General features: G+C 68.4%; 25 protein-coding genes. 10 read left to right on the top strand and 15 right to left on the bottom strand.

What is annotated here, in order from left to right; genetic code table 11:
• Positions 1-37: 37 nt before the first annotated feature.
• The 4 genes from DIE21_RS03680 to DIE21_RS03665 all read right to left on the bottom strand — a co-directional run bounded on the left by DIE21_RS03680 (position 38) and on the right by DIE21_RS03665 (position 2619).
• The gene (locus DIE21_RS03680) at positions 38-286 is read right to left on the bottom strand and encodes a hypothetical protein (RefSeq protein WP_124496127.1); all 249 of its coding nucleotides are present in this window, start codon (positions 284-286) and stop codon (positions 38-40) included.
• 131 nt (positions 287-417) lie between these two features.
• Positions 418-1392 carry a threo-3-hydroxy-L-aspartate ammonia-lyase gene (locus DIE21_RS03675; RefSeq protein WP_124496125.1) on the bottom strand — a complete coding sequence of 325 codons (975 nt, stop codon included), beginning with the start codon at positions 1390-1392 and terminating at the stop codon, positions 418-420.
• Positions 1393-1462: 70 nt separating this feature from the next.
• Positions 1463-2101 carry a transcriptional regulator gene (locus DIE21_RS03670; RefSeq protein ID WP_124496123.1) on the bottom strand — a complete coding sequence of 213 codons (639 nt, stop codon included), beginning with the start codon at positions 2099-2101 and terminating at the stop codon, positions 1463-1465.
• Positions 2098-2619, bottom strand: coding sequence for a YbaK/prolyl-tRNA synthetase associated domain-containing protein (locus DIE21_RS03665; RefSeq protein ID WP_124496121.1), 522 nt, complete (start codon positions 2617-2619; stop codon positions 2098-2100). Before DIE21_RS03665 ends, DIE21_RS03670 begins: the two co-directional genes overlap by 4 nt.
• Positions 2620-3033: 414 nt before the next feature.
• On the opposite strand from DIE21_RS03665, the gene DIE21_RS03660 reads away from it, so the two are divergent.
• Positions 3034-4614 carry an isocitrate lyase gene (locus tag DIE21_RS03660; protein WP_124496119.1) on the top strand — a complete coding sequence of 527 codons (1581 nt, stop codon included), beginning with the start codon at positions 3034-3036 and terminating at the stop codon, positions 4612-4614.
• A 77-nt stretch (positions 4615-4691) separates the two neighbouring features.
• Here the strand turns inward: DIE21_RS03660 and DIE21_RS03655 are convergent, their stop codons facing one another.
• Positions 4692-5408 carry an EthD domain-containing protein gene (locus tag DIE21_RS03655; protein ID WP_124496117.1) on the bottom strand — a complete coding sequence of 239 codons (717 nt, stop codon included), beginning with the start codon at positions 5406-5408 and terminating at the stop codon, positions 4692-4694.
• A 50-nt stretch (positions 5409-5458) separates the two neighbouring features.
• Positions 5459-5989 (bottom strand): nuclear transport factor 2 family protein, encoded by a 531-nt coding sequence (locus tag DIE21_RS03650; protein ID WP_124496115.1) that lies wholly within the window; start codon positions 5987-5989, stop codon positions 5459-5461.
• Between the two features lie 209 nt (positions 5990-6198).
• On the opposite strand from DIE21_RS03650, the gene DIE21_RS03645 reads away from it, so the two are divergent.
• The 5 genes from DIE21_RS03645 to DIE21_RS03615 all read left to right on the top strand — a co-directional run bounded on the left by DIE21_RS03645 (position 6199) and on the right by DIE21_RS03615 (position 11665).
• Complete coding sequence (locus DIE21_RS03645; protein WP_124496113.1) at positions 6199-6699, top strand: nuclear transport factor 2 family protein; 501 nt, start codon at positions 6199-6201, stop codon at positions 6697-6699.
• Between the two features lie 50 nt (positions 6700-6749).
• On the top strand, positions 6750-7616 hold the full coding sequence (locus DIE21_RS03640) for an SDR family NAD(P)-dependent oxidoreductase (RefSeq protein ID WP_124496111.1): 867 nt from the start codon (positions 6750-6752) through the stop codon (positions 7614-7616).
• A gap of 9 nt (positions 7617-7625) precedes the next feature.
• Positions 7626-8381, top strand: a complete 756-nt coding sequence (locus tag DIE21_RS03635) for an SDR family NAD(P)-dependent oxidoreductase (RefSeq protein ID WP_124496109.1) — start codon at positions 7626-7628, stop codon at positions 8379-8381.
• A gap of 116 nt (positions 8382-8497) precedes the next feature.
• Positions 8498-9274 carry a glucose 1-dehydrogenase gene (locus DIE21_RS03630; RefSeq protein WP_124496107.1) on the top strand — a complete coding sequence of 259 codons (777 nt, stop codon included), beginning with the start codon at positions 8498-8500 and terminating at the stop codon, positions 9272-9274.
• A 525-nt stretch (positions 9275-9799) separates the two neighbouring features.
• Positions 9800-11665, top strand: coding sequence for a phosphoenolpyruvate carboxykinase (GTP) (locus tag DIE21_RS03615; RefSeq protein WP_124496103.1), 1866 nt, complete (start codon positions 9800-9802; stop codon positions 11663-11665).
• Positions 11666-11788: 123 nt separating this feature from the next.
• On the opposite strand, the gene DIE21_RS03610 is transcribed toward DIE21_RS03615, so the two are convergent.
• The 7 genes from DIE21_RS03610 to DIE21_RS37620 form a co-directional block, all read right to left on the bottom strand.
• A complete protein-coding gene (locus tag DIE21_RS03610; RefSeq protein ID WP_124496101.1) occupies positions 11789-12694 on the bottom strand; it encodes an NAD(P)-dependent oxidoreductase in 906 nt (301 codons plus the stop codon).
• Positions 12695-12776: 82 nt separating this feature from the next.
• Positions 12777-13613, bottom strand: a complete 837-nt coding sequence (locus tag DIE21_RS03605) for an SDR family NAD(P)-dependent oxidoreductase (RefSeq protein WP_124496099.1) — start codon at positions 13611-13613, stop codon at positions 12777-12779.
• Between the two features lie 37 nt (positions 13614-13650).
• Complete coding sequence (locus DIE21_RS03600) at positions 13651-14409, bottom strand: SDR family oxidoreductase (protein ID WP_124496097.1); 759 nt, start codon at positions 14407-14409, stop codon at positions 13651-13653.
• A gap of 41 nt (positions 14410-14450) precedes the next feature.
• The gene (locus DIE21_RS03595) at positions 14451-15308 is read right to left on the bottom strand and encodes an SDR family NAD(P)-dependent oxidoreductase (protein ID WP_124496095.1); all 858 of its coding nucleotides are present in this window, start codon (positions 15306-15308) and stop codon (positions 14451-14453) included.
• Positions 15309-15311: 3 nt separating this feature from the next.
• Complete coding sequence (locus DIE21_RS03590; protein ID WP_124496093.1) at positions 15312-15728, bottom strand: nuclear transport factor 2 family protein; 417 nt, start codon at positions 15726-15728, stop codon at positions 15312-15314.
• The gene (locus DIE21_RS03585) at positions 15725-16003 is read right to left on the bottom strand and encodes a hypothetical protein (RefSeq protein WP_124496091.1); all 279 of its coding nucleotides are present in this window, start codon (positions 16001-16003) and stop codon (positions 15725-15727) included. Before DIE21_RS03585 ends, DIE21_RS03590 begins: the two co-directional genes overlap by 4 nt.
• 52 nt (positions 16004-16055) lie before the next feature.
• The gene (locus tag DIE21_RS37620) at positions 16056-16190 is read right to left on the bottom strand and encodes a hypothetical protein (protein ID WP_260426729.1); all 135 of its coding nucleotides are present in this window, start codon (positions 16188-16190) and stop codon (positions 16056-16058) included.
• On the opposite strand from DIE21_RS37620, the gene DIE21_RS03580 reads away from it, so the two are divergent.
• Complete coding sequence (locus DIE21_RS03580) at positions 16189-16398, top strand: hypothetical protein (protein ID WP_124496089.1); 210 nt, start codon at positions 16189-16191, stop codon at positions 16396-16398. The genes DIE21_RS37620 and DIE21_RS03580 overlap by 2 nt on opposite strands.
• Positions 16399-16706: 308 nt before the next feature.
• The gene (locus tag DIE21_RS03575) at positions 16707-18203 is read left to right on the top strand and encodes an FAD-dependent oxidoreductase (RefSeq protein ID WP_124496087.1); all 1497 of its coding nucleotides are present in this window, start codon (positions 16707-16709) and stop codon (positions 18201-18203) included.
• A gap of 101 nt (positions 18204-18304) precedes the next feature.
• Here DIE21_RS03575 and DIE21_RS03570 read toward each other — a convergent pair whose 3' ends face one another.
• On the bottom strand, positions 18305-19969 hold the full coding sequence (locus DIE21_RS03570) for an acid phosphatase (protein ID WP_124496085.1): 1665 nt from the start codon (positions 19967-19969) through the stop codon (positions 18305-18307).
• Between the two features lie 419 nt (positions 19970-20388).
• Here DIE21_RS03570 and ftsH point away from each other — a divergent pair, with 419 nt between their 5' ends.
• On the top strand, positions 20389-22356 hold the full coding sequence (gene ftsH / locus DIE21_RS03560) for an ATP-dependent zinc metalloprotease FtsH (protein WP_124496443.1): 1968 nt from the start codon (positions 20389-20391) through the stop codon (positions 22354-22356).
• A 121-nt stretch (positions 22357-22477) separates the two neighbouring features.
• Complete coding sequence (locus DIE21_RS03555) at positions 22478-22945, top strand: OsmC family protein (RefSeq protein ID WP_124496083.1); 468 nt, start codon at positions 22478-22480, stop codon at positions 22943-22945.
• A gap of 7 nt (positions 22946-22952) precedes the next feature.
• On the opposite strand, the gene otsA is transcribed toward DIE21_RS03555, so the two are convergent.
• Positions 22953-24359 (bottom strand): alpha,alpha-trehalose-phosphate synthase (UDP-forming), encoded by a 1407-nt coding sequence (gene otsA / locus DIE21_RS03550; RefSeq protein WP_124496081.1) that lies wholly within the window; start codon positions 24357-24359, stop codon positions 22953-22955.
• Positions 24360-24382: the final 23 nt, after the last annotated feature.

Raw genomic sequence — 24382 nt, 5'->3', positions numbered from 1 at the left:
GCGGGCCGGTCGACCGACGCGGCCGGCTCACGCGGCGTTACATATGCGTGCCGTGGTGCGTGCGGCCGCTCGGGTCGCCGCCGCGATCGGGCGGCGTATTGTTCTGATCGATCTTGGCGAGCAAGAAGCCGGCGTGCGGCGGTGCGGCGGGCGAACGGCGGGCGGCCTGCGCGACCGGGTCGTGCGGCGACGTGGCGGGAAACCCGGATGACGTCACGCCCGGTTGAGCGAACGCCGAGAGGGATGCTGCCGCGAGGGCGGCGGCGACGATCGCGTGCGTGTTCATGGTGACTCCTTCTTCACGACTGACTGCGGGGAAACGTAATCAGTCTAGGGCGCGAAACTTAACGCGCCGTGAAGGAGCGGCGGCGCGTGGATGACAGGATGTTCATGATCGTCACCCGCGCGCCGCGACGCTCATGCGGAGGCGGACACCAGCGCGCAGAAGTGCTCGAGATCGACGTTGCCGCCGCTGATCACGATGCCGACGCGCTTGGCCTTCAGTTCGTCCTTCATCCGGCGCGCGGCCGCGAACGACAGGCAGCCGGTCGGCTCGACGACAATCTTCATACGGGTCGCGAAGAAGCGCATGCAGTCGACCAGTTCCGCGTCGGTCGCGGTCAGGATGTCGTCGACGTCGCGCCGCAGGATCGGGAAGGTCAGGTTGCCGAGGTGCTGCGTCTGCGCGCCGTCGGCGATCGTGCGCGGCGTATCGATATGGACGATCGACCCGGACCGGAACGATTGCTGGCCGTCGTTGCCGGCTTCCGGCTCGACGCCGTACAGCTTCGCGTGCGGCGACAGCGCGCGCGTCGCGAGCGCCGTGCCCGACAGCAGGCCGCCGCCGCCGAGCGGCGTGAACACGGCGTCGAGCGGCCCGACTTCGTCGAACAGCTCCTTCGCCGCCGTGCCCTGGCCCGCGATCACGTCCGCATGGTCGTACGGCGGAACCAGCGTGAGCCCGTGCTTCTCCGCGAGTTCGCGGCCGATCTGCTCGCGGTCCTCGGTATAGCGGTCGTAGGTCACGACGTTGCCGCCGTAGCCGCGCGTCGCGGCCATCTTCGCGGCCGGCGCGTCCTGCGGCATCACGATCGTCGCCGGGATCCCGAGGATGCGCGCCGACAGCGCGATCGCCTGCGCGTGGTTGCCGGACGAGAACGCGACGACGCCGTTGCGGCGCTGCGTCGCGTCGAAGCGCGACAGCGCGTTGAACGCGCCGCGGAACTTGAACGCGCCCATGCGCTGCAGGTTCTCGCACTTGAAGAACACCTGCGCGCCGAGCGCTTCGTCGATCGTCCGCGACGTCATCACGGGCGTGCGGTGGGCGTGGCCTTCGAGCCGTGCCGCGGCGGCCGCGACGTCGTCGTAGGTGGGGAGGGTCGGAGTGGTCATGAGTCGCTCGTCGGAAGAGTCAGTCAACAGGTCGGCAGGGCACGCCGCCGGCGCGCGTCCGCCTCACGGATCATTTCGCATCGTTGTATACGGTCGCGCGCGACACGCCGAGGTGCTGCGACACGATTTCCATCGCGCGGCGCACCTCGAGGAAGCCGTCCGCCTTCAGCATCTGCATCAGCTCGCGGCGCTGGTCGGTCTTCAGCTCGCGCGGCGTGGTCGCGAGGCGCGTCGCGAATGCATCGATGCGCTGCCGGATCGCGTCCGCGCCGGCCGGGTCGAGCGTTTCGGCGACCGGCGCGCCCTCGGTGCTGCAGAACTGGTTCAGCATCCCCTGGAAGCCGCGGAACAGCGTGACGTCCGCGTTCAGGCACAGCGCGGCCACGTAGCGGCCGCTCGAATCCTTGATGCCGATCGACGTGCTTTTCGCGGTGCGGCCGTCGGCGAAGCGGTTCGCGTAGTTCGCGAGCACCTGCGGGAAGTCGTCGTCCTCGATGCGGGCGAGCCCGAGTTCGGTCGCCGGATCGCCGATCGCGCGGCCCGACAGGTTGTTGTGGATCGCGAGGATCGCGTGCTCCGGCGTGCGCAGGTCGTGCACGACGACCTCGGTGAACGGCGCGAACATCGCGCCGAGTCCTTCGGCGATGCGCAGCACCTGCTCGATCAGCGACGCCTGTTCGGACTGCAGCGTCTGGCGGGGCGGGGTCATGCGTTTGCCTGGAGTGCAGGGGCGTCGGCCGTTTCCGGCCGCGTGATGTCGGCCAGCAGCGGGCGGGTGATCCGCACGTAGTCGGACGCGTCGAGCACGACCGACCGATCGAGGCGGCCCGCGTTGAATGCGATCTCGTCGTTCAGTTCGATCAGCGCGGGATCGACGACGAGCGTCACGTTCGCGTCGAACACGAACGGCGGCACGGCACCCATCACGCAGCGCGTGACCGTGGCCGCGAGTTCGGGCGGCGCGAGCGTCGCCTTGCGGCGGCCGAGCGCGTCGGCGACCTTGCGGAAATCGATCTTCAGGTGGCCGGGGATCACCGCGAGCGCGGTGGTGTCGCCACCGTCCTTGAACGTGCAGAGCATCGCCTTCGCGCCCTGCTCGGGACGCGTGCCGCGAATCGCGGCGATCACGTCGGATTTGCCTTCGGCCGGGTGATCCAGCACGCGGAACCGCGCGCCGGAAGTATTCAGCAGCGCGCACAGCGCGTCGAAAACGGGGTAGTCGCTCATGTCGGTGCGGGCAGGAGGGGGCGCGTCGCAGCACGCGGGGACGGCGCCTTTCGCTGTGCCGTCGATGAATTGTCCAAGTATAGACGTTTTGTCATGTGTGTGGCAAAAGCCCGCGAATCATGGATCGCGATGTTTGTCCGCCCACCAATTGCCGAAAGGCCGTTTCATATCGCGGGATGCTCGCCGAATTTCCGCCCCGCGGTCTTTCCGCCGCTTGAAAACCGGTTTTGCATCGCAAAAACACGCGTCTATCTCATTGAAAAACAACAGAAATTTATATCTTATGTCTTATATAAGACTGCGTCGAAAGCGCGTCGACCGGCGTTACTATTGAGTCCATGCAGTTCGCTTCGTCACACGGAGCGGGCAGGCTGAACCCTTTACTCAAATGCGCTTCGTTCCCAGGAGATTGACATGTCCCAATATCAAGACGACATCAAGGCAGTGGCTGGCTTGAAGGAAAACCACGGCAGCGCGTGGAATGCCATCAGTCCCGAGTATGCCGCCCGCATGCGTGCCCAGAACAAGTTCAAGACGGGCCTGGACATCGCGAAGTACACCGCGAAGATCATGCGCGCCGACATGGCCGCGTACGATGCCGATCCGGCCAAGTACACGCAGTCGCTGGGTTGCTGGCACGGCTTCATCGGCCAGCAGAAGATGATCTCCATCAAGAAGCACTTCAACAGCACCGAACGCCGTTACCTGTACCTGTCGGGCTGGATGGTCGCCGCGCTGCGCTCGGAGTTCGGCCCGCTGCCGGACCAGTCGATGCACGAAAAGACCTCGGTCAGCGCGCTGATCCGCGAGCTGTACACGTTCCTGCGCCAGGCCGATGCGCGTGAGCTCGGCGGCCTGTTCCGCCAGCTCGACGCCGCCGAAGGCGCTGCGAAAGCCGCGATCCAGGAAAAGATCGACAACCACGTGACGCACGTCGTGCCGATCATCGCCGACATCGACGCCGGTTTCGGCAACGCGGAAGCGACCTACCTGCTGGCCAAGCAGTTCATCGAAGCGGGCGCATGCTGCATCCAGATCGAGAACCAGGTGTCCGACGAGAAGCAGTGCGGCCACCAGGACGGCAAGGTCACCGTGCCGCACGAGGACTTCCTCGCGAAGATCCGCGCGATCCGCTACGCGTTCCTGGAACTGGGCGTGGACGACGGCATCATCGTCGCCCGTACCGACTCGCTCGGCGCCGGCCTGACCAAGCAGATCGCCGTGACCAGCACGCCGGGCGACCTGGGCGACCAGTACAACGCGTTCCTCGACTGCGAGGAACTGTCGGCCGACCAGCTGGGCAACGGTGACGTCATCATCAAGCGCGACGGCAAGCTGCTGCGTCCGAAGCGCCTGCCGAGCAACCTGTTCCAGTTCCGCGCCGGCTCGGGCGAGGCACGTTGCGTGCTCGATTGCATCACGTCGCTGCAGAACGGCGCCGACCTGCTGTGGATCGAAACCGAAAAGCCGCACATCGCGCAGATCGGCGGCATGGTCAGCGAAATCCGCAAGGTCATCCCGAACGCGAAGCTGGTGTACAACAACAGCCCGTCGTTCAACTGGACGCTGAACTTCCGTCAGCAGGCGTACGACGCGATGAAGGCAGCGGGCAAGGACGTGTCGGCATACGACCGTGCGCAGCTGATGAGCGTCGAGTACGACGAGACGGAACTGGCCAAGCTCGCCGACGAGAAGATCCGTACGTTCCAGGCCGATGCATCGCGTGAAGCAGGCATCTTCCATCACCTGATCACGCTGCCGACGTATCACACGGCTGCGCTGTCGACCGACAACCTCGCGAAGGAATACTTCGGCGACCAGGGCATGCTCGGTTACGTGGCCGGCGTGCAGCGCAAGGAAATCCGCCAGGGCATCGCGTGCGTCAAGCACCAGAACATGTCCGGCTCGGATATCGGCGACGACCACAAGGAATACTTCAGCGGCGACGCAGCGCTGAAGGCGGCGGGCAAGGACAACACGATGAACCAGTTCTGAGCACCGTCGCAATCGAAGCAGAACGCCAACCCGTTACGGGTTGGCGTTTTTTTATTTATCCGCGCGATCGCCGCGCGTTATCCACGCACCGCCTTCACGACGTACTGGCTCGTCGGCACCACGTCGATCTTGTCGAAATCGATGAAGCGTCCGCAGCTGTCCATCATCTCGGCGACGTTGCGCTGGAATTTCCCGTCATCACCGACCGCATCGAAGAACGCATGCGGATCGGTCATCGCCGCGGCCGGGAAGCACTCCTCGACAATCGCGTCGTAGCCGGGCGCCGCATGCGTGAGCGCGCGCACGACCACGTTCTGCACGTACAGGAAATTGTCCTGCGTATCGATCGCGACGCGCGTGTGATGGCCGTGCCACACGTCGAGCCACGCTTCGCGCGTGAGACGCGGCGGGCGCTTCAGGAACGCGAGCTGCGAGAAGCCGCTCGTGCGCTCGCCGGGGCGCGCCGGAAAGCGCGTGTTCGGAATCGGCTGCGACTCGGTGACGAGATACGCGGCCATGTGCGGGACGACCGCACGCACCGCGTCGTCGAACGGCTGGCGGAACATCGCGTTCGCGCTGTCGATCCATACCGCGACGATCCCGTCGATGCCCGGGTGCGTGTTGGTCTGCTTCAGGCCGGCGGCCGGTGCGACATCGGCATCGGCGACGTTGACCTGCACGCCGTGCGCGCCGAGCGACAGCAGCTGGTCGGCGAGCTGCGCGCGCACGCCGCGGCTCCACGGCTCGGGCGCGGCCTGCGCATCGCGCCACAACACGTAAATGACTTTTTCCATTGCTCCAGCTCCAGGGGGAATGACAGGATCGGCGGCACCGCCGCCGGGTTTCAGGCAGCGCTGACGGCCGAACCGGTCGAGTCGGTGGAATGGGCCGCGTCATGCGCGCCCGGTGCGAAGCGGTTCGCGGTCAGCGTGAACGACGGCGGAATCGGCGACGTGACGGTTTCGAACAGCCGCTCGTGGCGCGTCGCGTGAATGCGCCACACGCCGTCGCGCTTCACGTACTGGTCGTCGTAGAACGCGGCGCCGTGCAGCAGGTAGTCGTCCTCGAGATTGATCGCGTGATCCTCGAGAAACCACACGCCGCATGCGTGATCGGCGGACACCAGCGTGAGCTCGGGGTGATGGCCGTGGTGCATCGTCAGGAAGGTCGGCTTGCCGATCAGCTCGCGCAGGCTCGACACGAATGCGTCGCGGCCGTCGTACGCATAGCGGCCGCCGTACAAACGCGCTTCGCAGTCCTCGGTCAGGCATTGCGCGAGCAGCGACCAGTCGTGCGTGTCGACCGCGCGGAAATACCGGTATTTCAGCTGGCGGATCTGCTCGTATTCGTGGAGCGTGCGGGTCGTCTCGTCCATCGCCATATCTCGTGGTGGTGTCGTCCGATGGTAGGAACGAAGCCGCCTGCGTCACATCGTCTGTTCGGACGAACGCCGCAACCGCTGCGTTCACGTCCGTCGATACGGATCGTCGAGTTCATCCAAACAGGTGATGGCCGGCATCTCGTGCGCCTGTAACGTGGCGTCGACGCGGCTTCGATCCGCGCACACGAGATCAAGGAGACGGCATGACCCCGATCGAACGAATGGAAGTGCGCGTGCGCAGGCTCGAGGACGCCGACGCGATCCGCCGCCTGAAGGCCCGCTACTTCACGTGCTGCGACCGGAAGGACCCGCAGGGAATGCGCGACTGCTTCGCACCCGGCACCGTGCACATCGACTACGGCCGGATCGGCACGTTCGACCACCGCGACGCGCTCGTCGACGTGTTCGAGCGGCTCGGCTGCCACCCGCACATCGTCGAGATGCACCACGGCGTGAATCCCGACATCACCGTGCTCGACGACACGCATGCGCACGGCACGTGGGGCCTGCATTACCAGATGCTCGACACCCGCGCGCACACGCTCACGCAGCTCGGCGCGACCTATGACGACGAATACCGGAAGGTGGACGGCGAATGGAAGATCGCGGCCACGCGCTGCGTCGTCACGTCGACGCTGTCCGCCCGCTACGACGGCGATGCGCCGGGCGTGCTGTTCGCCGGCGCGCAGCCGCCTGCCGCGTGAGGGCGCGTACCACCCGCGTCGATTGAGAACACCCCCAGGAGACATCGAACATGACACAGAACCACGAGGCGCCGGTCGCCGTCGTGACGGGCGCGTCGCGCGGCGCGGGCAAGGGTATCGCGCGCGCGCTCGGCGCGGCCGGCATGACCGTCTACGTGACCGGCCGCTCGCAGCACGAAGGCGACGCACCGCTGCCCGGCACGATCCACGAGACCGCGCGCGAGATCGACGCGCTCGGTGGCCGCGGGATCGCGGTCGCGTGCGACCACGCGGACGACGCACAGGTGAAGGCGCTGTTCGAGCGCGTCGAGCGTGAAAGCGGGCGGCTCGACCTCCTCGTCAACAACGCGACCTGCCTGCACGACCAGCTGATCCTGCCGGGCCCGTTCTGGGAGAAGTCGCTCGAGCTCGTGAACATCCTCGACGTCGGGCTGCGCTCCGCGTACGTCGCGAGCTGGCATGCGGCGCCGCTGATGGCGAAGCGCCGCAGCGGGCTGATCGCGTTCACGTCGTCGTTCGGCGCGAGCTGCTACATGCACGGTGCCGCGTACGGCGCGCAGAAGTCCGGCGTCGACAAGTTCGCGAAGGACATGGCCGTCGACCTGAAGCCGTTCGACGTCGCGGCCGTGTCGATCTGGATGGGCCCGCTGCGCACCGAGCGCACGACGCGCGTGTGGGACGAGCATCCGGACCTGTACAAGGAATTCTCGCTCGTCGCCGAAAGCCCGGAATTCACCGGCCGCGTGATCCAGGCGATCCACGCAGATCCGCGGCGCATGGCGTTGTCCGGGCAGGTGCTGGTCGGCGCGGAAGCCGCGCTGCGGTACGGCATCGCGGATCTCGACGGCAAGCAACCGCCGTCGTATCGCGAATTGCTCGGCGGGCCCGTGCAGGCCCATCCGGCGATCGTCGCCTGAGGTGCGCGCATGGGCATCCTCGAAGGCAAGGTCGCGCTCGTCACGGGCGCGGGGCAGGGCGTCGGGCAAGGCGTCGCGCAGGCGCTCGCGGCCGAAGGCGCGCGAGTGGCCGTGGTCGGGCGCACGCGCGACAAGCTGGTCGCGACCTGCGACGCGATCCGCGCGCGCGGCGGTGTCGCGGAGCCGTTCGTGTGCGACGTGATGGACGCCGCGCAGATCGCGCAATGCGTCGATGCGGTCGTCGAGCGCTTTCGCGGCGTGCAGATCCTGATCAACAACGCGCAGGTCGTGCCGCTCGGCCGCCTGCTCGACGTGTCCGACGCGGATTTTCTCGCGGGCCTCGAATCGGGGCCGATCGCGACGCTGCGGATGATGCGTGCATGCCATCCGCACCTGAAGGGCGATGGCGTGATCGTCAATTTCGCGTCGTCCGCCGCGGTGCGCTGGGATGCGTCGGGCTACGGCGCCTACGCGGCGACCAAGGAAGCGATTCGCGCGCTCACGCGTGCGGCGGCATGCGAATGGGGCGCCGACGGCATTCGCGTGAACGCGGTCGCGCCGCATGCGCTGTCGCCGGGGCTGAAGGGCTGGGTCGACGCGCATCCGGACGAAGCCGCGGCGTTCTTCCGCACGATCCCGCTGGGGCGCGTCGGTGACTGCGAGCAGGACATCGGGCGCGCGATCGTGTTTCTCGCGAGTCGCGATGCCGCGTACCTGACGGGCGCGACGCTGCCGCTCGACGGCGGGCAGGCGTACTGGGGCTGACGGCGAACGCGCGACGGCCGCATCGCGGCATCGCCAATCGAGAGCCGGCACGCATGCGCCATTCCGCGCGTCGCGGCCGGCAAACCGGAATCGGAAAGCATCGAGGAGAGAACGACATGGGTCGACTGGAAGGGAAGGTGGCGATCGTCACGGGCGGCGCGCGCGGGATGGGCGCGGCGACATGCAGGCTGTTCGTCGAGGAGGGCGCGCGCGTCGTGATCGGCGACGTGCTCGACGCGCAAGGCGAGTCGCTCGCGCGCGAGCTCGGCGACGCGGCGCGCTTCATGCGGCTCGACGTGGCCGACGAAGCGAACTGGGCGCGCGTCGCCGATGCGACCGTCGAGCAGTTCGGCCGCATCGACGTGCTCGTCAACAACGCTGCCGTGCTGATGTTCGGCAGCATCACCGAATTGTCGAAGCGCGATTTCGAGCGTGCGGTATCGATCAATCTCGTCGGCACGTTCGTCGGCATCCGCACGGTCGCGCCGCGCATGATCGCGCAAAAGCGCGGGTCGATCGTCAACATTTCGTCGGTGGACGGGCTGCGCGGCGTGAATGCGCTGGCCGCCTACGTATCGAGCAAATGGGGCGTGCGCGGACTGACGAAGGTCGCGGCGCTCGAACTCGGTCACCAGGGCGTGCGCGTGAATTCGATCCATCCGGGCGGCGTGAACACGGCGATGTCGAACCCGACCGGCGCACAGCTCGACGAGGTCAACCGGCACTACACGCACGTGCCGCTGCAGCGCGTCGGCTTGCCTGACGAAATCGCGCGAGCGACGCTGTTCCTCGCCAGCGACGAAGCGTCGTACTGCAACGGCGCCGAGCTGTCCGTCGACGGCGGGATGGCGGCAGGCGCGTATTACCCCGGATTGCCGGGCGCGCCGTTTTGAGCGGTAGCGCACACAACGCATTCGCGACGGATGTTTGTGTACGCAACCTAATTCAGGGTTTGCCTGAGTAGCGAAAACGCGAATTCGGGCCGCGACCGTTCGGGTGCCTCGCATGCGAACGCGGCGCGCCGAAATTTCCGCGTTCGCGAAACCCTTGCCGGACGGACCTTCCAGCGGTTTCGTCCCCAAAGCGCACCTGAAGGCGCAGTAAAACGGACGTGCCGGCAAGCCGCATGCCGGTGCATCGTCACAGTTGTTTCTTGTTGCAACGCAACGCCCGCCCGATATCGGCGATGGTATGCTGGCCGGCATGGAGTTGTACGGCAGGTTGCTTGCATGGCGAAACTCGCGTTCGCACGTTCATACGAGACATCACATTCTCTCGCCCGCATCGCGGCATCGACACGCGCTCCGCTCGCGCGTCCCGCCTTGCGCGTCGCTTCAACCTGCGCTCCGATCGCATTCCCCATCTCGCGGGCCCGCCCCGCATCCCCCATCCCCGCCCGATAATCTGGAGACATTTCCATGTCGCAAAACTCCTTGGCCGAAGCGACGCACGGCCCGCTGATCGCTCCCCCGGCCTTCGTCAAGCATCGCAAACTGATCGACTGGGTATCGCGCATCGCGGCGCTCACGGAGCCCGAGCGCGTCGTATGGTGCGATGGCTCGCAGGAAGAGAACGACGCGCTGTGCCAGGCGATGGTCGACCAGGGCACGCTCACGCGCCTGAACCCGGCGAAGCGCCCGAACTCGTATCTCGCGCAGTCCGATCCGTCCGACGTCGCGCGCGTCGAGGATCGCACGTTCATCTGCACGCAATCGCCCGACGACGTCGGCCCGACCAACAACTGGATCGCGCCGGAAGAAATGCGCGAGACGCTGAACGGCCTGTTCCGCGGCGCGATGCGCGGCCGCACGCTGTATGTCGTGCCGTTCTCGATGGGGCCGCTCGGCTCGCCGATCGCGCATGTAGGCGTCGAGCTGTCTGACAGCCCGTACGTGGCCGTGAACATGCGGATCATGACGCGCATGGGCCGCGAGGTCTACGACGTGCTCGGCGACGACGGCGAATTCGTGCCGTGCGTGCACAGCGTCGGCCATCCGCTCGAGGCGGGCCAGAAGGACGTGCGGTGGCCGTGCAACCCGGTCAAGTACATCGTGCATTTCCCCGACACGCGCGAGATCTGGAGCTTCGGTTCCGGCTACGGCGGCAACGCGCTGCTCGGCAAGAAGTGCTTCGCGCTGCGCATCGCGTCGACGATGGGCCGCGACCAGGGCTGGCTCGCCGAGCACATGCTGATCCTCGGCGTGACGTCGCCGGCCGGCAAGAAGTATCACGTGGCGGCGGCGTTCCCGTCCGCGTGCGGCAAGACCAATTTCGCGATGCTGATTCCGCCGCAGGGCTTCGACGGCTGGAAGGTCACGACGATCGGCGACGACATCGCATGGCTGAAGCCGGGCCGCGACGGCCGTCTGTACGCGATCAACCCGGAAGCCGGCTTCTTCGGCGTCGCACCCGGCACCGGCGTGAAGACCAATCCGAACGCGATCTCGACGCTGAAGGAAAACGTGATCTTCACGAACGTGGCGCTGACCGAAGACGGCGACGTGTGGTGGGAAGGCCTGACCGATACGCCGCCTGCGAAGCTGACCGACTGGCAAGGCAACCCGTGGACGCCGGAAATCGGCAAGGAGACCGGCCGCAAGGCGGCGCACCCGAACTCGCGCTTCACGGCGCCGGCGTCGCAATGCCCGTCGATCGACGCGGACTGGGAAAACCCGGCCGGCGTGCCGATCGACGCGTTCATCTTCGGCGGCCGCCGTTCGACGACCGTGCCGCTCGTGACCGAGGCGCGCGACTGGGTCGAAGGCGTGTACATGGCCGCGACGATGGGCTCGGAGACGACTGCCGCGGCCGTCGGCCAGCAAGGCATCGTGCGCCGCGACCCGTTCGCGATGCTGCCGTTCTGCGGCTACAACATGAGCGATTATTTCGCGCACTGGCTGACGCTCGGCAAGCAGCTCGAAGGCGCGGGCGCAACGCTGCCGAAGATCTACTGCGTGAACTGGTTCCGCAAGGACGCGAACGGCAAGTTCGTGTGGCCGGGCTTCGGCGAGAACATGCGCGTGCTGAAGTGGATGCTCGATCGCCTCGAAGGCAACGGCGGCGGCGGCGAACATGCGTTCGGTGTGTCGCCGGCGTATGACGACCTGCACTGGGACGGGCTCGACTTCACGCGCGAGCAGTTCGATGCGGTGACGTCGATGAACGCCGGCGAATGGCGCGAGGAGCTGAAGCTGCATGCGGCGCTGTTCGACATGCTGAAGCTGCGTCTGCCGACCGAGCTGACCGATACGATGAAGAAGATCGAACAGCGCATCGGCGGCTGACGCACCGCATCGACGTCACGACGTGGCGGCATCGACGTCCCGCCGCCGGCATGCCTCGCCGGCGGCGGGACGTTGTCGTTTGTGCCCGGTTTCAGCGTGGCGCGTGCCGCGCTGGCCGTGTGCTTACGCGCCGCACTGCGCGACGACTTCGTCGACCGCGCGCTGCACGTCGCCGCGCCGGTAGCGCAGCAGCGCGAGATCGGCCGGATCCGGCTCGTACGACACGACGTTGCCGCGCCCCGTATAGATCGCGATGTCCGGCAGCAGCGGATGCTCCTGGTCGAGCGACGGCACCGGCCGCGGATTGCCGGCCGCGCGGAAGAAGGCCGCGAAGTAGTCGGCGAAGCTCAGGTTCTCGTCGCCGACGAGATAGGCCTTGCCCGATTCGCCGCGTTGCAGCGCGCCCCAGATCGCCTCCGACAGCGATTGCGTCGAGATGAAGTTGCTGCCGCCGGCCGGCCCGTACACCGGCAGCCCGGCGAGCTTGCCCTGCGCATAGCCCGTGTATGCGGCGAACATCTCGTTGCGCAGCCCCGGCACCGACCCGACGACGAACGGCGCATTGACGCTGCACACGGCGAACGACGCCGACGCGAGCGCGCGCACGCGTTCGTCGGCGAGATGGCGCGAGCGCACGTACGGCACGGTGTCGACGAGCGCCGGCGCGACCTGCGGATAGAAGCTGCCGACCAGCACCGCGCGCTTCACGCCCGCGTCGCGCGCGAGCGCGAAGAAGCGCGGCACCGCGGCGACGTTCGCGCGTTCCCAGTGCGCGGCTTCGTCGGTGCCGGGCGGCAGGTGGCGAATGTCGTTGCCGGCCGCGAACACGACCGCGTCGAACGGTGCGAGATCGTCGCGCGTGAAGTTGCCCGCCACGTAGTCGCGCAGCAGCAGGTCGAACGGCGCGAGCGCGCTGCCCGGCGCCGGCGGCTTGCGCGCGGCGAGCGTCACGTCGTTGCCTTGCGCGCGCAGATGCAAGGCGGTGTGGCCGCCGATGAGGCCGGTACCGCCGATGATCAGGATCTTCATGATGTCTCCGGTGGCGGCGCAGGTGCGCCGCTCGAATTGAACCGATGATTGAACGAATGAAGCCGCGCGGATCGACCGCGGCTCAGAAATTGAAGCCGTTGCCGGTGACGACCGGCAGGTTGGTCCAGAAGCCGTTCGGGTCGCGATACCAGCCGGCTGCGGCGAGTGCGCCGCCGTCCACGTGCAGCGTCGTGCCGGTGACCCACGCGGCGAGCGGGCTTGCAAGAAACAGCGCGGCGCCCGCGATGTCGCCGGCCGCACCGAAGCGTCCGAGCGGAATCCAGCGCGGAATGTGCTCGCGATGCTCGGCCGCGACCATCGCGCTGACCGGCACCTGCGGCGTCTCGGTGGTTTCCGGCGCGATCTGGTTCACGCGGATGCCGGCCGGCCCGAGTTCGAGCGCGAGGCTTTTAGTGAAGCCGGTCAGCGCGGCCTTGAACGACGCATAGACGGTGCAGTTCGGAATCGCGCGGAAGCCCTCGATCGACGACACGCCGACGATGCTGCTGCCCGCGCCGCGCTTGCGCAGCAACGGCAGCATCGCGCGCGTGACGACGAACACCTGGCGCAGGTTCACGTCGAACAGCCGCGCGATGTCGTCGTCGGTATGGTCGTCGAACGGCTTCGCGATCTGCAGGAAGTCGCCGACGTTGTTGACGAGCACGTCGAGGCCGCCGAAGCGCGCGTCGATGGTTCGCGCGAATGCGTCGACGGCGTCGCGGCGCGTGACGTCCACGGTGCCGACGAGCGCGTCGACGCCGGCGGCTTCGAGGGCCTGGCGCACGTCCTGCGCGCGTGCGGGGTCGCTTTCGGCCACCGCGACGCGCGCGCCCGCCGCGCCGAACGCTTCCGCGCACGCGCGGCCGATGCCTGCGCCGCCGCCGGTGACCAGCACGGACTTGCCGGTGAATGAAATCATCTGAACACTCCTTCGAACGGGAAAGCCGTGAGCCGCGTCACAGCGACGACACCAGCTGCGCGTTGTCGATCCGCAGTTCCGCGCCGTTCACGAAGCGCGATTCGTCGGATGCGAGGAACAGCACGAGATTCGCGACGTCTTGCGGATCGCACATGCGCGCCATCGGATCGTTGCCGATACCAAGTTCGGCCGGATCGAGGCCGGGCATCAGCGCCTGCGTCATCGGCGTCCAGATGCCGTCCGGGTGGATCGAGTTGCAGCGGATCCGGTAGCCGCTGCGCCTGCAGTGCACGGCGACGCTGCGCGCGAGCGCCGTCACCGCGCCTTTCGAGCCCGTGTACGCGCACATCATCGGCAAACCGCCGAGCGCGGCGACCGACGACATCATCACGATCGAGCCCGGCGTGTCGTTGTGCTTCATCGCTCCGATCGCGTACTTGCAGCCGAGGAAGTAGCCGTCCGCGTTCACGCGCAGCACGCGCCGCCACGTGTCGAGGCTCGTGTCCTCGATCGAGCCGGCCGGGCAGATCGCCGCGTTGTTGACGAGTACGTCGAGGCGGCCGAAGCGCTCGAGCGTCGACGCGATCGCGTGCCGCCAGCCGTCCTCGTCGGCGATGTCCTGATGCACGAACAGCGCCGCGTCGCCGATCTCGCGCGCCAGCGCGCGGCCTGCGTCCTCGTCGATATCGGTCAGCACGACACGCGCGCCTTCGGCGGCCAGCAGCAGCGCATCCGCGCGGCCGACGCCGCTCGCCGCGCCGGTGATCAGCGCGACCTTGTTTGCGACTCGATTCATGGTCGGTCGTGTTCCGTTGTGGTTGAAGGAAAGGCGCTCGCTCATGCGGCACCCGGCGCACGGCCGGCCTTGACCGCGTCGAGCGCGGCCGTGCCGTAGATCCGCGCGATCGTGTCGTCGACGCGCGGGTTGGTGCGCAGTTCGTGACCGCCGTCGACCGCGAAGCTCTGCCCGGTGACCCAGCCCGACTCGGGGCCCGCGAGATAGCGCACCGCCTGCGCGATCGCGTCCGGTTCGCCGAGCGTGCCGAGCGGAATCTGTTCGAGGAAGCTGTCGACCAGCGCGGGGTTGTCGAACATCGGCGCGGTGGCTTCGGAGCGCGTGAGGCCCGGCCGCACCGCGTTTACGCGGATCTTGGCGCCGGCCAGCTCCTCGGCCGCGCCGCGCACCAGCGCCTCGAGCGCGGCCTTCGCGGTGCAGTACGCGGTAAGCCAGCGGAAATTGATGTGCGCGGCCGTCGACGAGATGCAGACGATCGTGCCGCCGCCGCTGTCGGCGAGCCGCGGCGCGGCGCGGCGGATCGCGGTGAACGCGCTGTGCAGGTTCAGGTCGATCTCGGTGCGGAAGCTGTCGGCGTCGTGCATCAGCAGCGGCCGGAACCCGGCGCCGCCGACGGTCGGCACGACGATGTCGAGACGGCCGTCGAGCGCCCACGCGGTATCCAGCGCGGCCTGCAGGTCGCCGTCGTCGCACGCGTCGCCGGGGTGGATCGCGACGCGGCTGCCGGGCACCGCGTCGGTCAGGTGCCGCTGCGTGCGTTCGAGTGCGTCGCGGCGGCGGCCCATCAGCACGACGGCCGCACCGTCGGCGGCGAGCGCCTGCGCGCATGCTGCGCCGATGCCGCCTGCGCCACCGGTGACGAGCGCGGTGCGGCCGGCGAGGGGAAGGGAAGCGCGCATCGTTCAGCCCTCCAGCGGCAGGTCCTGCGACCAGTCGACGTGCAGCGTGCGCGCGGCGAAGCGCCACGTGCCGCCGTCGAACACACAGCGGTCGCGATAGCGTAGCCCCCAGTCGAGCTTGCGCTTCACGCCGTCGCGCACGTACACGTGGCACGCGACGCCGTAGGTCTCGACCGCGGCCTCGCCGCCATCGAGCGTGACGAGTTGGTTGTGCACGTGATGCTGGGTCGTCTCGTAGCGCTCGATCACGCTCATCCCGGCGACGATCGCGTCGCGGTCGTCGAAGCGGAAACCGGGGCCGTCGAGCTGCGCGTCGGCGGTGAAGAGGGTGGCGAGGCGCGGCCAGTCGCGCCGGTCGACGGCTTGCGCGTAGCGGCAGGCGAGTTCGTACAGCGCGTGGCGGGGATTCGAATCGGTCATGCGTACTCCCGTGAATGAACGGAAAGACCCGGCCGCGCCGCGAGCGCGGACACGGCGGCATTGCGACGTCGACGCGCAGGTTCGCATCGGACCGATCGATCCTCATCATCCATACGGAGCAGGGTGAGGATCGGGGAAAACACCGTGATCGACGGCGTCGCATCGCCCGATGGTGCGATGCGGCGACGAAGGTGCGGCATTCGTCCGACGATGGCATGGCCAATCGCGACCGGCCGCGGCAGGCAGTTTCCGGATCCGTCCGGCGGCTCGATCATGGCGGGTTGCTGCGACGCGGCACGTCGCGCGAAGCCCGCTTCGTGTTTGCCCCTAATCGAAATGGACGATGGCCGGCGGGCCGGCGCTGGCTACCGTGCAGTCATCCGGTGCCGCCGCCTGTTTGCCTGTGGCCAGCACGCCGGACACGAACCGCGACAGCGGCCAACCGGAGGGGACGACGATCATGAGACTGACGACTCGCAAGCTGTGCGTACTGGCGACGGGCACGTTCGCGGCCATGGCGATGGCGCGATACGGAGCCGATCAGGTCCCGTCGCCGCCGTATGCGGCCGGCATCCTCCAATGCCGTTCGGTCGACCCGAACGGCCTGCCGACCGGTTGCGTGCCGATCGATCCTTCGCACTTCGGCTTCGCCGCGTTGCGCGGCATGTAACGCGGGCGCGGCCGCTTCGACGTCACTGCGACGCCGCCTCGAAGCTGTCGTGCGGCGGCGTCCGGACGGACGGCCCTGGTCGAGCGCCGCGATACACGCGCTGCGTGTCGCCCGGCGCGTGCGGGCTGCCCGTCCGGTTTCCGGTTGTCGTTCGACTTTCCCGCCCACGACACCGAGCGCGCCTCGCATGCGCCCTCGAGCGTTCGCATCGGCCACGCGCCGCTGTCCGTGTCGGGCTGCCTGCCCGGCGGTGCAGCGCCCCGGCCGCCGCCTTTCACCGATTCCCTTCACCCCGACCCATTGGCCACATGTCATCCGACTATTCCCTGACCCGCCCCCTGAACGTCCGCGACGTGCATCGCTGGGACGCAGAACACGACGTCGTGATCGTCGGCTTCGGCGCGGCCGGCGCATGCGCGGCGATCGAAGCCGCGGGCGCCGGCGCCGACACGCTGATCGTCGAGCGCGCGTCGAGCTACGGCGGCACGAGCGCGCTGTCCGGCGGCGAGATCTACCTCGGCGGCAGCGGCGGCACGCCCGCACAGCGGCAGGCCGGCTTCAGCGACGACACCGAGGACCTGTACCGCTACCTGATGCTCGCGGGCGGCCGTGACGCGGACGAAGCGAAGGTGCGCCTCTATGCGAACGAAAGTCTCGCGCATCACGACTGGCTTGTCGCGCAGGGCCTCACGTACAAGAACACGTTCATCGCCGAACGGATCGTCGAACCGGAAACCGACGACTGCCTGATCTGGTCGGGCAGCGAGGAAGCCTGGCCGTTCAGCGAGGCCGCGAAGCCGTGCCCGCGCGGCCACACGCCGCAATGGCCGGGCTGGGGCGGCGGGCAGATGCTGATGCGCGTGCTGGCCGAGCGCGCGCAGGCGCTCGGCGTATCGACGCGCTACGACACGCGCGCACTGGCGCTGATCGTCGACGATGCAGGCGCGGTGCGCGGCGTCGTGCTGCGCGCGTACGGCGAGACGGCATGCGTGCGCGCGCGCCGCGCGGTGATCCTGTGCGCGGGCGGCTTCGCGATGAACCGCGACATGGTGCGCAGGCATGCGCCGCAGTTCCTGCGCTCGGACGAGCCGATCGGCAGCCCCGGCGACGACGGTTCGGGCATCCTGCTCGGCCAGAGCGCGGGCGGTGCCGCGATCCACATGGACCAGGGCTTCGTGAGCCTGCCGTTCTATGCGCCCGAATCGTTGATCCACGGGATCTTCGTGAACGCGCGCGGCCAGCGCTTCATCAACGAGGACGGCTATCACGGCCGCACCGGCCATCACGCGTTCCACCAGGCCGACGACCGGATCTACCTGCTGGTCGACCAGGCGGTCTACCAGGAGCCGCCCGTGATCGCGCGGATCGGCATCGCCGCGGCGGGCGAGACGTGGGAAGAAGTCGAGCGCGACCTGCGGATGCCGGCCGGCACGCTGACGGCGACCATCGACGTCTACAACCGCCACGCGGCCGAAGGCGCCGATCCGCTGTTCCACAAGGCGAAAAAGTGGCTGAAGCCGCTGATCGAGCCGCCGTTCGTCGCGCTCGATTGCCGGATCGATTTCGCGTTCTACCCGCATTTCACGCTGGGCGGGCTCGATACACGGCCGACCGGGCAGGTGCTCGACGCGGCGCGCGCGCCGGTGGCGGGCCTCTACGCGGCCGGCCGCACGACCTGCGGGCTGCCGCGCTGGGGCGCCGGGTACAGCTCGGGATTGTCGCTGGCCGATGCGACCTTCTTCGGCCGGCAGGCCGGCCGTCACGCCGCGCGTGCGGCGAGCGAGGTGTTGCGCAGCGCCGCGTAACGTTGCGCTGCTTTGTGCGGAAAACGACGCCGCCCCGGGCAACCGCGTTGCACCGGGGCGGCGTCGTTGCAGGCGAACGTCAGGTGGTCGTCAATGAGCCGTCAGCCGAGATCGAGCGCGTGCGTCAGGTCGCCCGGCGGCGTTGCGCCGCGCGACGCGAACGCCTTGTCGCGCGCGGCGACGCCGTCGAGCGGCGCGAGCCCGTGCACGCGGCTGATGAAGCGCAGGATCGAGTTCGTGTCGTACATCGTGTGATCGACGTAGCCCTGCTTCGCGAACGGCGAGATCACGAGCGCCGGAATCCGCGAGCCGGGGCCCCAGCGATCGCCGGCCGGCGGCGCGACGTGATCCCACCAGCCGCCGTTCTCGTCGTGCGTCATCACGATCACGGTGTTCGCCCACTGCGGGCCGCGCCGGATGCGCTCGATCACGTTCGCGATGTGCCGATCGCCGGATTCGACGTCCGCATAGCCCGCGTGCATGTTCAGGTTGCCCTGCGGCTTGTAGAACGTGACGGCCGGCAGGCGGCCTGCGTCGATGTCGGCGATGAAGCGGTTGGTCGACGGTTCGTCGCCGAGGCCTGCGTCGCGCAGGTGCTTGCGGCGTGCGTCGGTGCCCGGCGCGTAGTTCGCGAAGTAGTTGAACGGCTGGTGGTGGTACTGGAAATCGGGCACGGTGCCCGTGTCGCGGTGCTCGAGCGCGTACTGCCACGCGCCGCTGTACCACGCCCAGTCGACGTTCTTCTCCGACAGGCGGTCGCCGATCGTCGCGTAGCCCTGCGGCGGCATCACGCGATGGTCGGCCGGATCGGCATACGCGGCGTTGCCCGGATCGGCCGGCGGCACGTAGCTCGGCTGGTACGGCGGCGCCATCGTGTTGACGCCGTAGCCGTCCGGCGTCAGCGGGCCGTCGACCGCGAACTTCGGCGGGCCGTCGAGCGCGGACGCCGGCGAATCGGCGGCGAGCGCCAGCCGCGTGCCGGCCGGATCGTCGCCGTCGAGCTTCGACAGCAGCTTCACCGCATGCGGATGCCGGTGCGCGTCCGGATAGCGCGGCGGCTGCGCGGAGATCAGGAACAGGTGGTTCAGCCACGAGCCGCCGAAGGCCGCCATGAAGAAGTTGTCGCACAGCGTGTATTGCCGCGCGAGGCTCCACAGCCGCAGCGTGTCGGCGGAATTGCGGTAGTGGCCCATCACGAGGCCGCCGGAATCGGCCCACGCGGCGAACTGGTCGTTGCGGCCGCCGGCGATCTGCATCTGGTTCTGGTAGAAGCGGTGCCACAGGTCGCGCGTGATCACGCTGTTCGGCAGCGGCTTGCCCTGCGCGTCGGCGATCCGGAACGGCGCGTTCGGCAGCGTGTCGAGGTCGCGCTCGGCGATTGCGTAGCGCTTGCCGTCGACTTCCTGCGCCCGCGGCACGAGCCCGCCCCAGATCTTCGGCAGTACCGGCAGCGGCGTCTTGCCGTCGCGATCGAGCTGCCGCGCGTGCTCGGGCCGCACCTCGCTCAGCGGATATTGCACGCCCGGGAAATCGCCGTACAGGTTCGTGAAGCTGCGGTTCTCCGCATAGATCACGACGATGTGGCGCACCTGCCGGTGCAGTGCTTCGTCGAGCCGCAGATCGGCGGCGGAGCGCGGCGTGCTGCCCGGCGTGGTCTCGCAGCCGCCGAGCGCGACGCCCGCGCCGAGCGCGGCGAGGCCGCCGAGCATGCGGCGGCGGTTGGGATCAACGGGAAGGTCGTCGGGGCGATCGGGGATGTCGTTCACGTCGTGTGCTCCTCGAATGGGCGGTTGTCGTTCGATGCGCGGCCGCGTCGCACAGCCTGCCGCGACGAGGGGACGGGACGCAACAGCCGGCGTCGCGCGCGGGGGCGGCGATGCTGGTTGTCACAAAAATGTCACGAACGCGACTATAACGCGCACGGCGGCGTCGATGAAAGGTATTTGTCGGACGATGCGCGACGCGTGCGCGCGAACTAGACTTGAATCACGGGTGGCGCGTTACGGCGCGCTGTCCGCGCGAATGGCGCCCGGCGGCGCCTTCGCGGTGTCTTTCATGCGACGAAACGAGGCGACGATGGCGCGGATGCATTCCGGGTGCGCGTGGCTGCCGATGCCGCGCGCCGGTCGCGCGCGCGGGCACGCATAAGCGCGCGCCGCACGGCGTGACCGGCCGGCCCGATGCCATGGACAGGAAATTCGACTACGCAGGATTGCTGATCGCGGCGGGCTTCTTCGTGCTGTTCGCCGCGCAGTTGCTGATGCTGCGTCCGGCGTCGACGTTGATCGCGTACAGCGACTTCCATCGGCTCGTCGCCGCGCGGCTCGTCGACGATCTCGAGATCGGCGCGACGTCGATCACGGGCACGCTGACGATGCCGCAGGCCGGCGCGATGCTGCCGGCATCCGAAGCAGCGGCCGTGAAGGCGGACGGCGCGCCGTCGCGCTTCGCCACCAATCGCGTGACCGACCCGCAGCTGATCGACACGCTGACCGCCGCCGGCATCCGTTTTCACGGCACGTCCGACACCGGCTGGATCACGTCGCTCGCGTCGTGGCTGGTGCCGCTCGTCGCGTTCGTGTTCATCTGGAACCTGATGCTGCGCAAGCGTGGCGGGCTGCAGGATTTCACCGGGATGGGCAAGAGCCGCGCACGCGTGTACGTGCAGCAGGAAACCGGCATCACGTTCGACGACATCGCGGGCATCGACGAAGCGAAGGCCGAGCTGCAGCAGATCGTCGCGTTCCTGCGCAACCCCGATCGCTACCAGCGTCTCGGCGGCAAGATCCCGAAAGGCGTGCTCGTGGTCGGCGCGCCCGGCACCGGCAAGACGCTGCTCGCGCGTGCGGTGGCCGGCGAGGCGGCCGTGCCGTTCTTCTCGATCAGCGGCTCGGCGTTCGTCGAGATGTTCGTCGGTGTCGGCGCAGCGCGCGTGCGCGACCTGTTCGAGCAGGCGCAGCAGAAGGCGCCGTGCATCGTGTTCGTCGACGAGCTCGATGCGCTCGGCAAGGTGCGCGGCGTCGGCCCGATGTCGGGCAACGACGAGCGCGAGCAGACGCTCAACCAGCTGCTCGTCGAGATGGACGGCTTCCAGGCCGGCTCCGGCGTGATCATCATGGCCGCGACCAACCGGCCGGAGATTCTCGATCCGGCGCTGCTGCGCCCGGGCCGCTTCGACCGGCACATCGCGATCGACCGGCCCGACGTGAACGGGCGCCGCCAGATCCTCGGCGTGCACGTGAAGCACGTGAAGCTCGCGGCCGACGTCGACCTTGGCGAACTCGCGTCGCGCACGCCGGGTTTTGTCGGCGCCGATCTCGCGAACGTCGTCAACGAGGCCGCGCTGCATGCGGCCGAACTCGGCAAGCCGGCGATCGGGATGGATGACTTCGACGAGGCGATCGATCGCGCGATCACGGGACTCGAGCGCAAGAGCCGCGTGATGAACGCGCAGGAAAAGCTGACGATCGCGTATCACGAAGCCGGCCATGCACTCGTCGCGGAAAGCCGCGCGCACTGCGATCCGGTCAAGAAGGTGTCGATCATTCCGCGCGGCGTGGCGGCGCTCGGCTACACGCAGCAGGTGCCGACCGAGGATCGCTACGTCCTGCGCCGCAGCGAGTTGCTCGATCGCATCGATGCGCTGCTCGGCGGGCGCGTTGCCGAAGAGCTCGTGTTCGGCGACGTGTCGACGGGCGCGCAGAACGATCTCGAACGCGCGACCGCGATGGCGCGCCACATGGTCATGCAGTACGGGATGAGCGAGAAGATCGGGCTCGTGAGCTTCGACGACGGCGAGGCACGCACCGGCATCCCGGGGGTATGGCATGCAGGCGAGGGCCGCTGCAGCGAGCACACCGCGCGGATGATCGACGACGAGGTGCATGCGCTGCTGACCGATGCGCATGCGCGCGTCGCGGCGACGCTCGGCGAACGTCGCGACGCGCTCGAGCGGATCGCGCGGCGGTTGCTCGAGCGCGAGGTGCTCGAACGCGATGCGTTGCAGGCGCTGATCGACGGACGCGAGGAGCCCGCGTCCGTGCCGTCCATGACCGATCGCGCGCCGTGCGCGGGCGCGAATGCGCCGGAGCAGGCGTCGGCGGTCGAGCGCGATTTCGTCGCATACGGGCCGCCGCGCGAACCCGAGCGCTGAAGCGCGGATCGCGCGCGCAGCCGCGGGCGGCCGCGACCGGTCGCACCGTCGCTGCGATTCAACCTTGCCGGAGCGGTGTTGCGCCGGCCGTCCTGTTCCGCTTTCCCGTCCCGGAGTCGCCATGAGCGAGGCGCACGTATCGGTCGATGTCGCGCAGCATGCGCGTTTCAGTTTCGAAGTCACGTTTGCCGGCACCGATCTTTCGCCGGTGCTCACCGACGAACCGCCGCCGCTCGGCGCCGGGCGCGGTCCGAACCCCGTCCGGCTGCTGGCCGCGGCGGTCGCGAGCTGCCTCGCGGCGAGCCTGTTGTTCACGCTCGAGAAACAGCGCGCCGATCCGCAGCCGGTCACCGCGCATATCGACGTCGACATGGTGCAGAACGAGGCGGGTAGAGTGCGGGTAGGCGCGATGGCCGTGACGCTGTCGGTCGGCAAGGCGTGGGCCGATCTCGCGGCGGCGACGCGCGTGCTCGACCGGTTCGATGCCTATTGCGTGGTGACCGAGAGCATGCGCGAAGGCATTCCGATCTCGGTGGTGGTGCAGGACGTGAACGGCGCGGTGCTCGACCGCGAGCGGACCGGCGTGTGAGCGTGCGTCAGGACTCGGTCGCGGCGGCGACTTCCGCCGCTTCGGCGAGCGCGTCGAGAAAGCGCGTGCGCCACCAGTGCACGTCGGTCTTGCGCACGATCGCCATCAGCGCGTCGTGACGCTGTCGGCGTTCCTCGAGCGGCATCGTGAGCGCGCGCTGGATCGCCTGCGCGGTGCCCTGCGTGTCGTAAGGGTTGACGAGCAGCGCGGACTTCAGCTGCTCGGCCGCGCCAGCGAAACGCGACAGCACGAGCACGCCCGGGTCGGCCTCGTCCTGCGCGGCGAGAAACTCCTTCGCGACCAGGTTCATCCCGTCGCGCAGCGGCGTGACGAGCGCGACGCGGCTCGCGCGGTAGAGCCCCGGCAAGCGCTTGCGCGCGACCGTACGGTGGATGTAGCGCATCGGCATCCATTCGAGTTCGCCGTAGTCGCCGTTGATCGCGCCGCACAGGCTGTCCATCTCGCGCCGCAGGTCGTCGTATGCGCCGAGATCCTCGCGGCTCGGCGCGGCGATCTGGATCAGCGTCGCGCGGTCGCGGTTCTCCGGATACTGTTCGAGCAACTGCCGGAACGCGTGCACGCGCTGCGGCAGCCCCTTCGTGTAGTCGAGCCGGTCGACGCCGACGAGCAGCTGGCGGCGCGAATACTCGTCGCGCATGCGCTCGAACATGTCGATGCCGTCGCGATTCTCCGCGAGCGCCGCGAATTCGTCGACGTTGATGCCGATCGGGAACGCACCGGCCGACAGCGTGCGGCCGAACGCACGCAGGCGGCCGTCCGGCAGCCGCGCGGCGCCGGCTTCGGCTTCGACGTAGTGCTCGAAGTGGAGCAGGTCCGATTCGGTCTGGAAGCCGACCAGGTCGTACGCGAACAGCGAGCGCATCAGCCACTCGTGCTCCGGAATCGCGGCCATGATCGGCGGCGGCGGCATCGGAATGTGCAGGAAGAAGCCGATCGGATTCGTGCAACCCATCGCGCGCAGCTCGGCGGCGAGCGGAATCAGCTGGTAGTCGTGGACCCAGACGGTGTCGTCGGGGCGCAGCAGCGTGCTCAGCTTGCGCGCGAACAGCTGGTTCACGCGCCGGTAGCCGTCCGCGAAACGCCGGTCGAACTGTGCAAGATCGAGCCGGTAATGGAACACCGGCCACAGCACGTTGTTCGAGTAGCCGAGGTAGTACGCGTCGTAATCCTGCGGATCGAGATCGATCGTCGCGAGCTGGATGCCGCCGACGTTCTGGATCTGCACATCATCGCCGTGCGTGGGATGCTCGCCTTCACCGCGCAGCCTGCCGCTCCACCCGAACCAGACGCCGCCCGATTCCTGCAGGCTGTCTTTCACGGCCACGGCAAGCCCGCCTGCCGCGGCTTTACGGGGATCTGCGATGCGATTGGATACGACGACGAGTCGGCTCACCAGCTCTCCTGCGAATGGTTGGG

The sequence above is a fragment of the Burkholderia sp. Bp9140 genome, assembly GCF_003853425.1.
In the GTDB taxonomy this organism is placed as follows: domain Bacteria; phylum Pseudomonadota; class Gammaproteobacteria; order Burkholderiales; family Burkholderiaceae; genus Burkholderia.
This window is presented reverse-complemented; position numbering and strand designations above follow the sequence as displayed.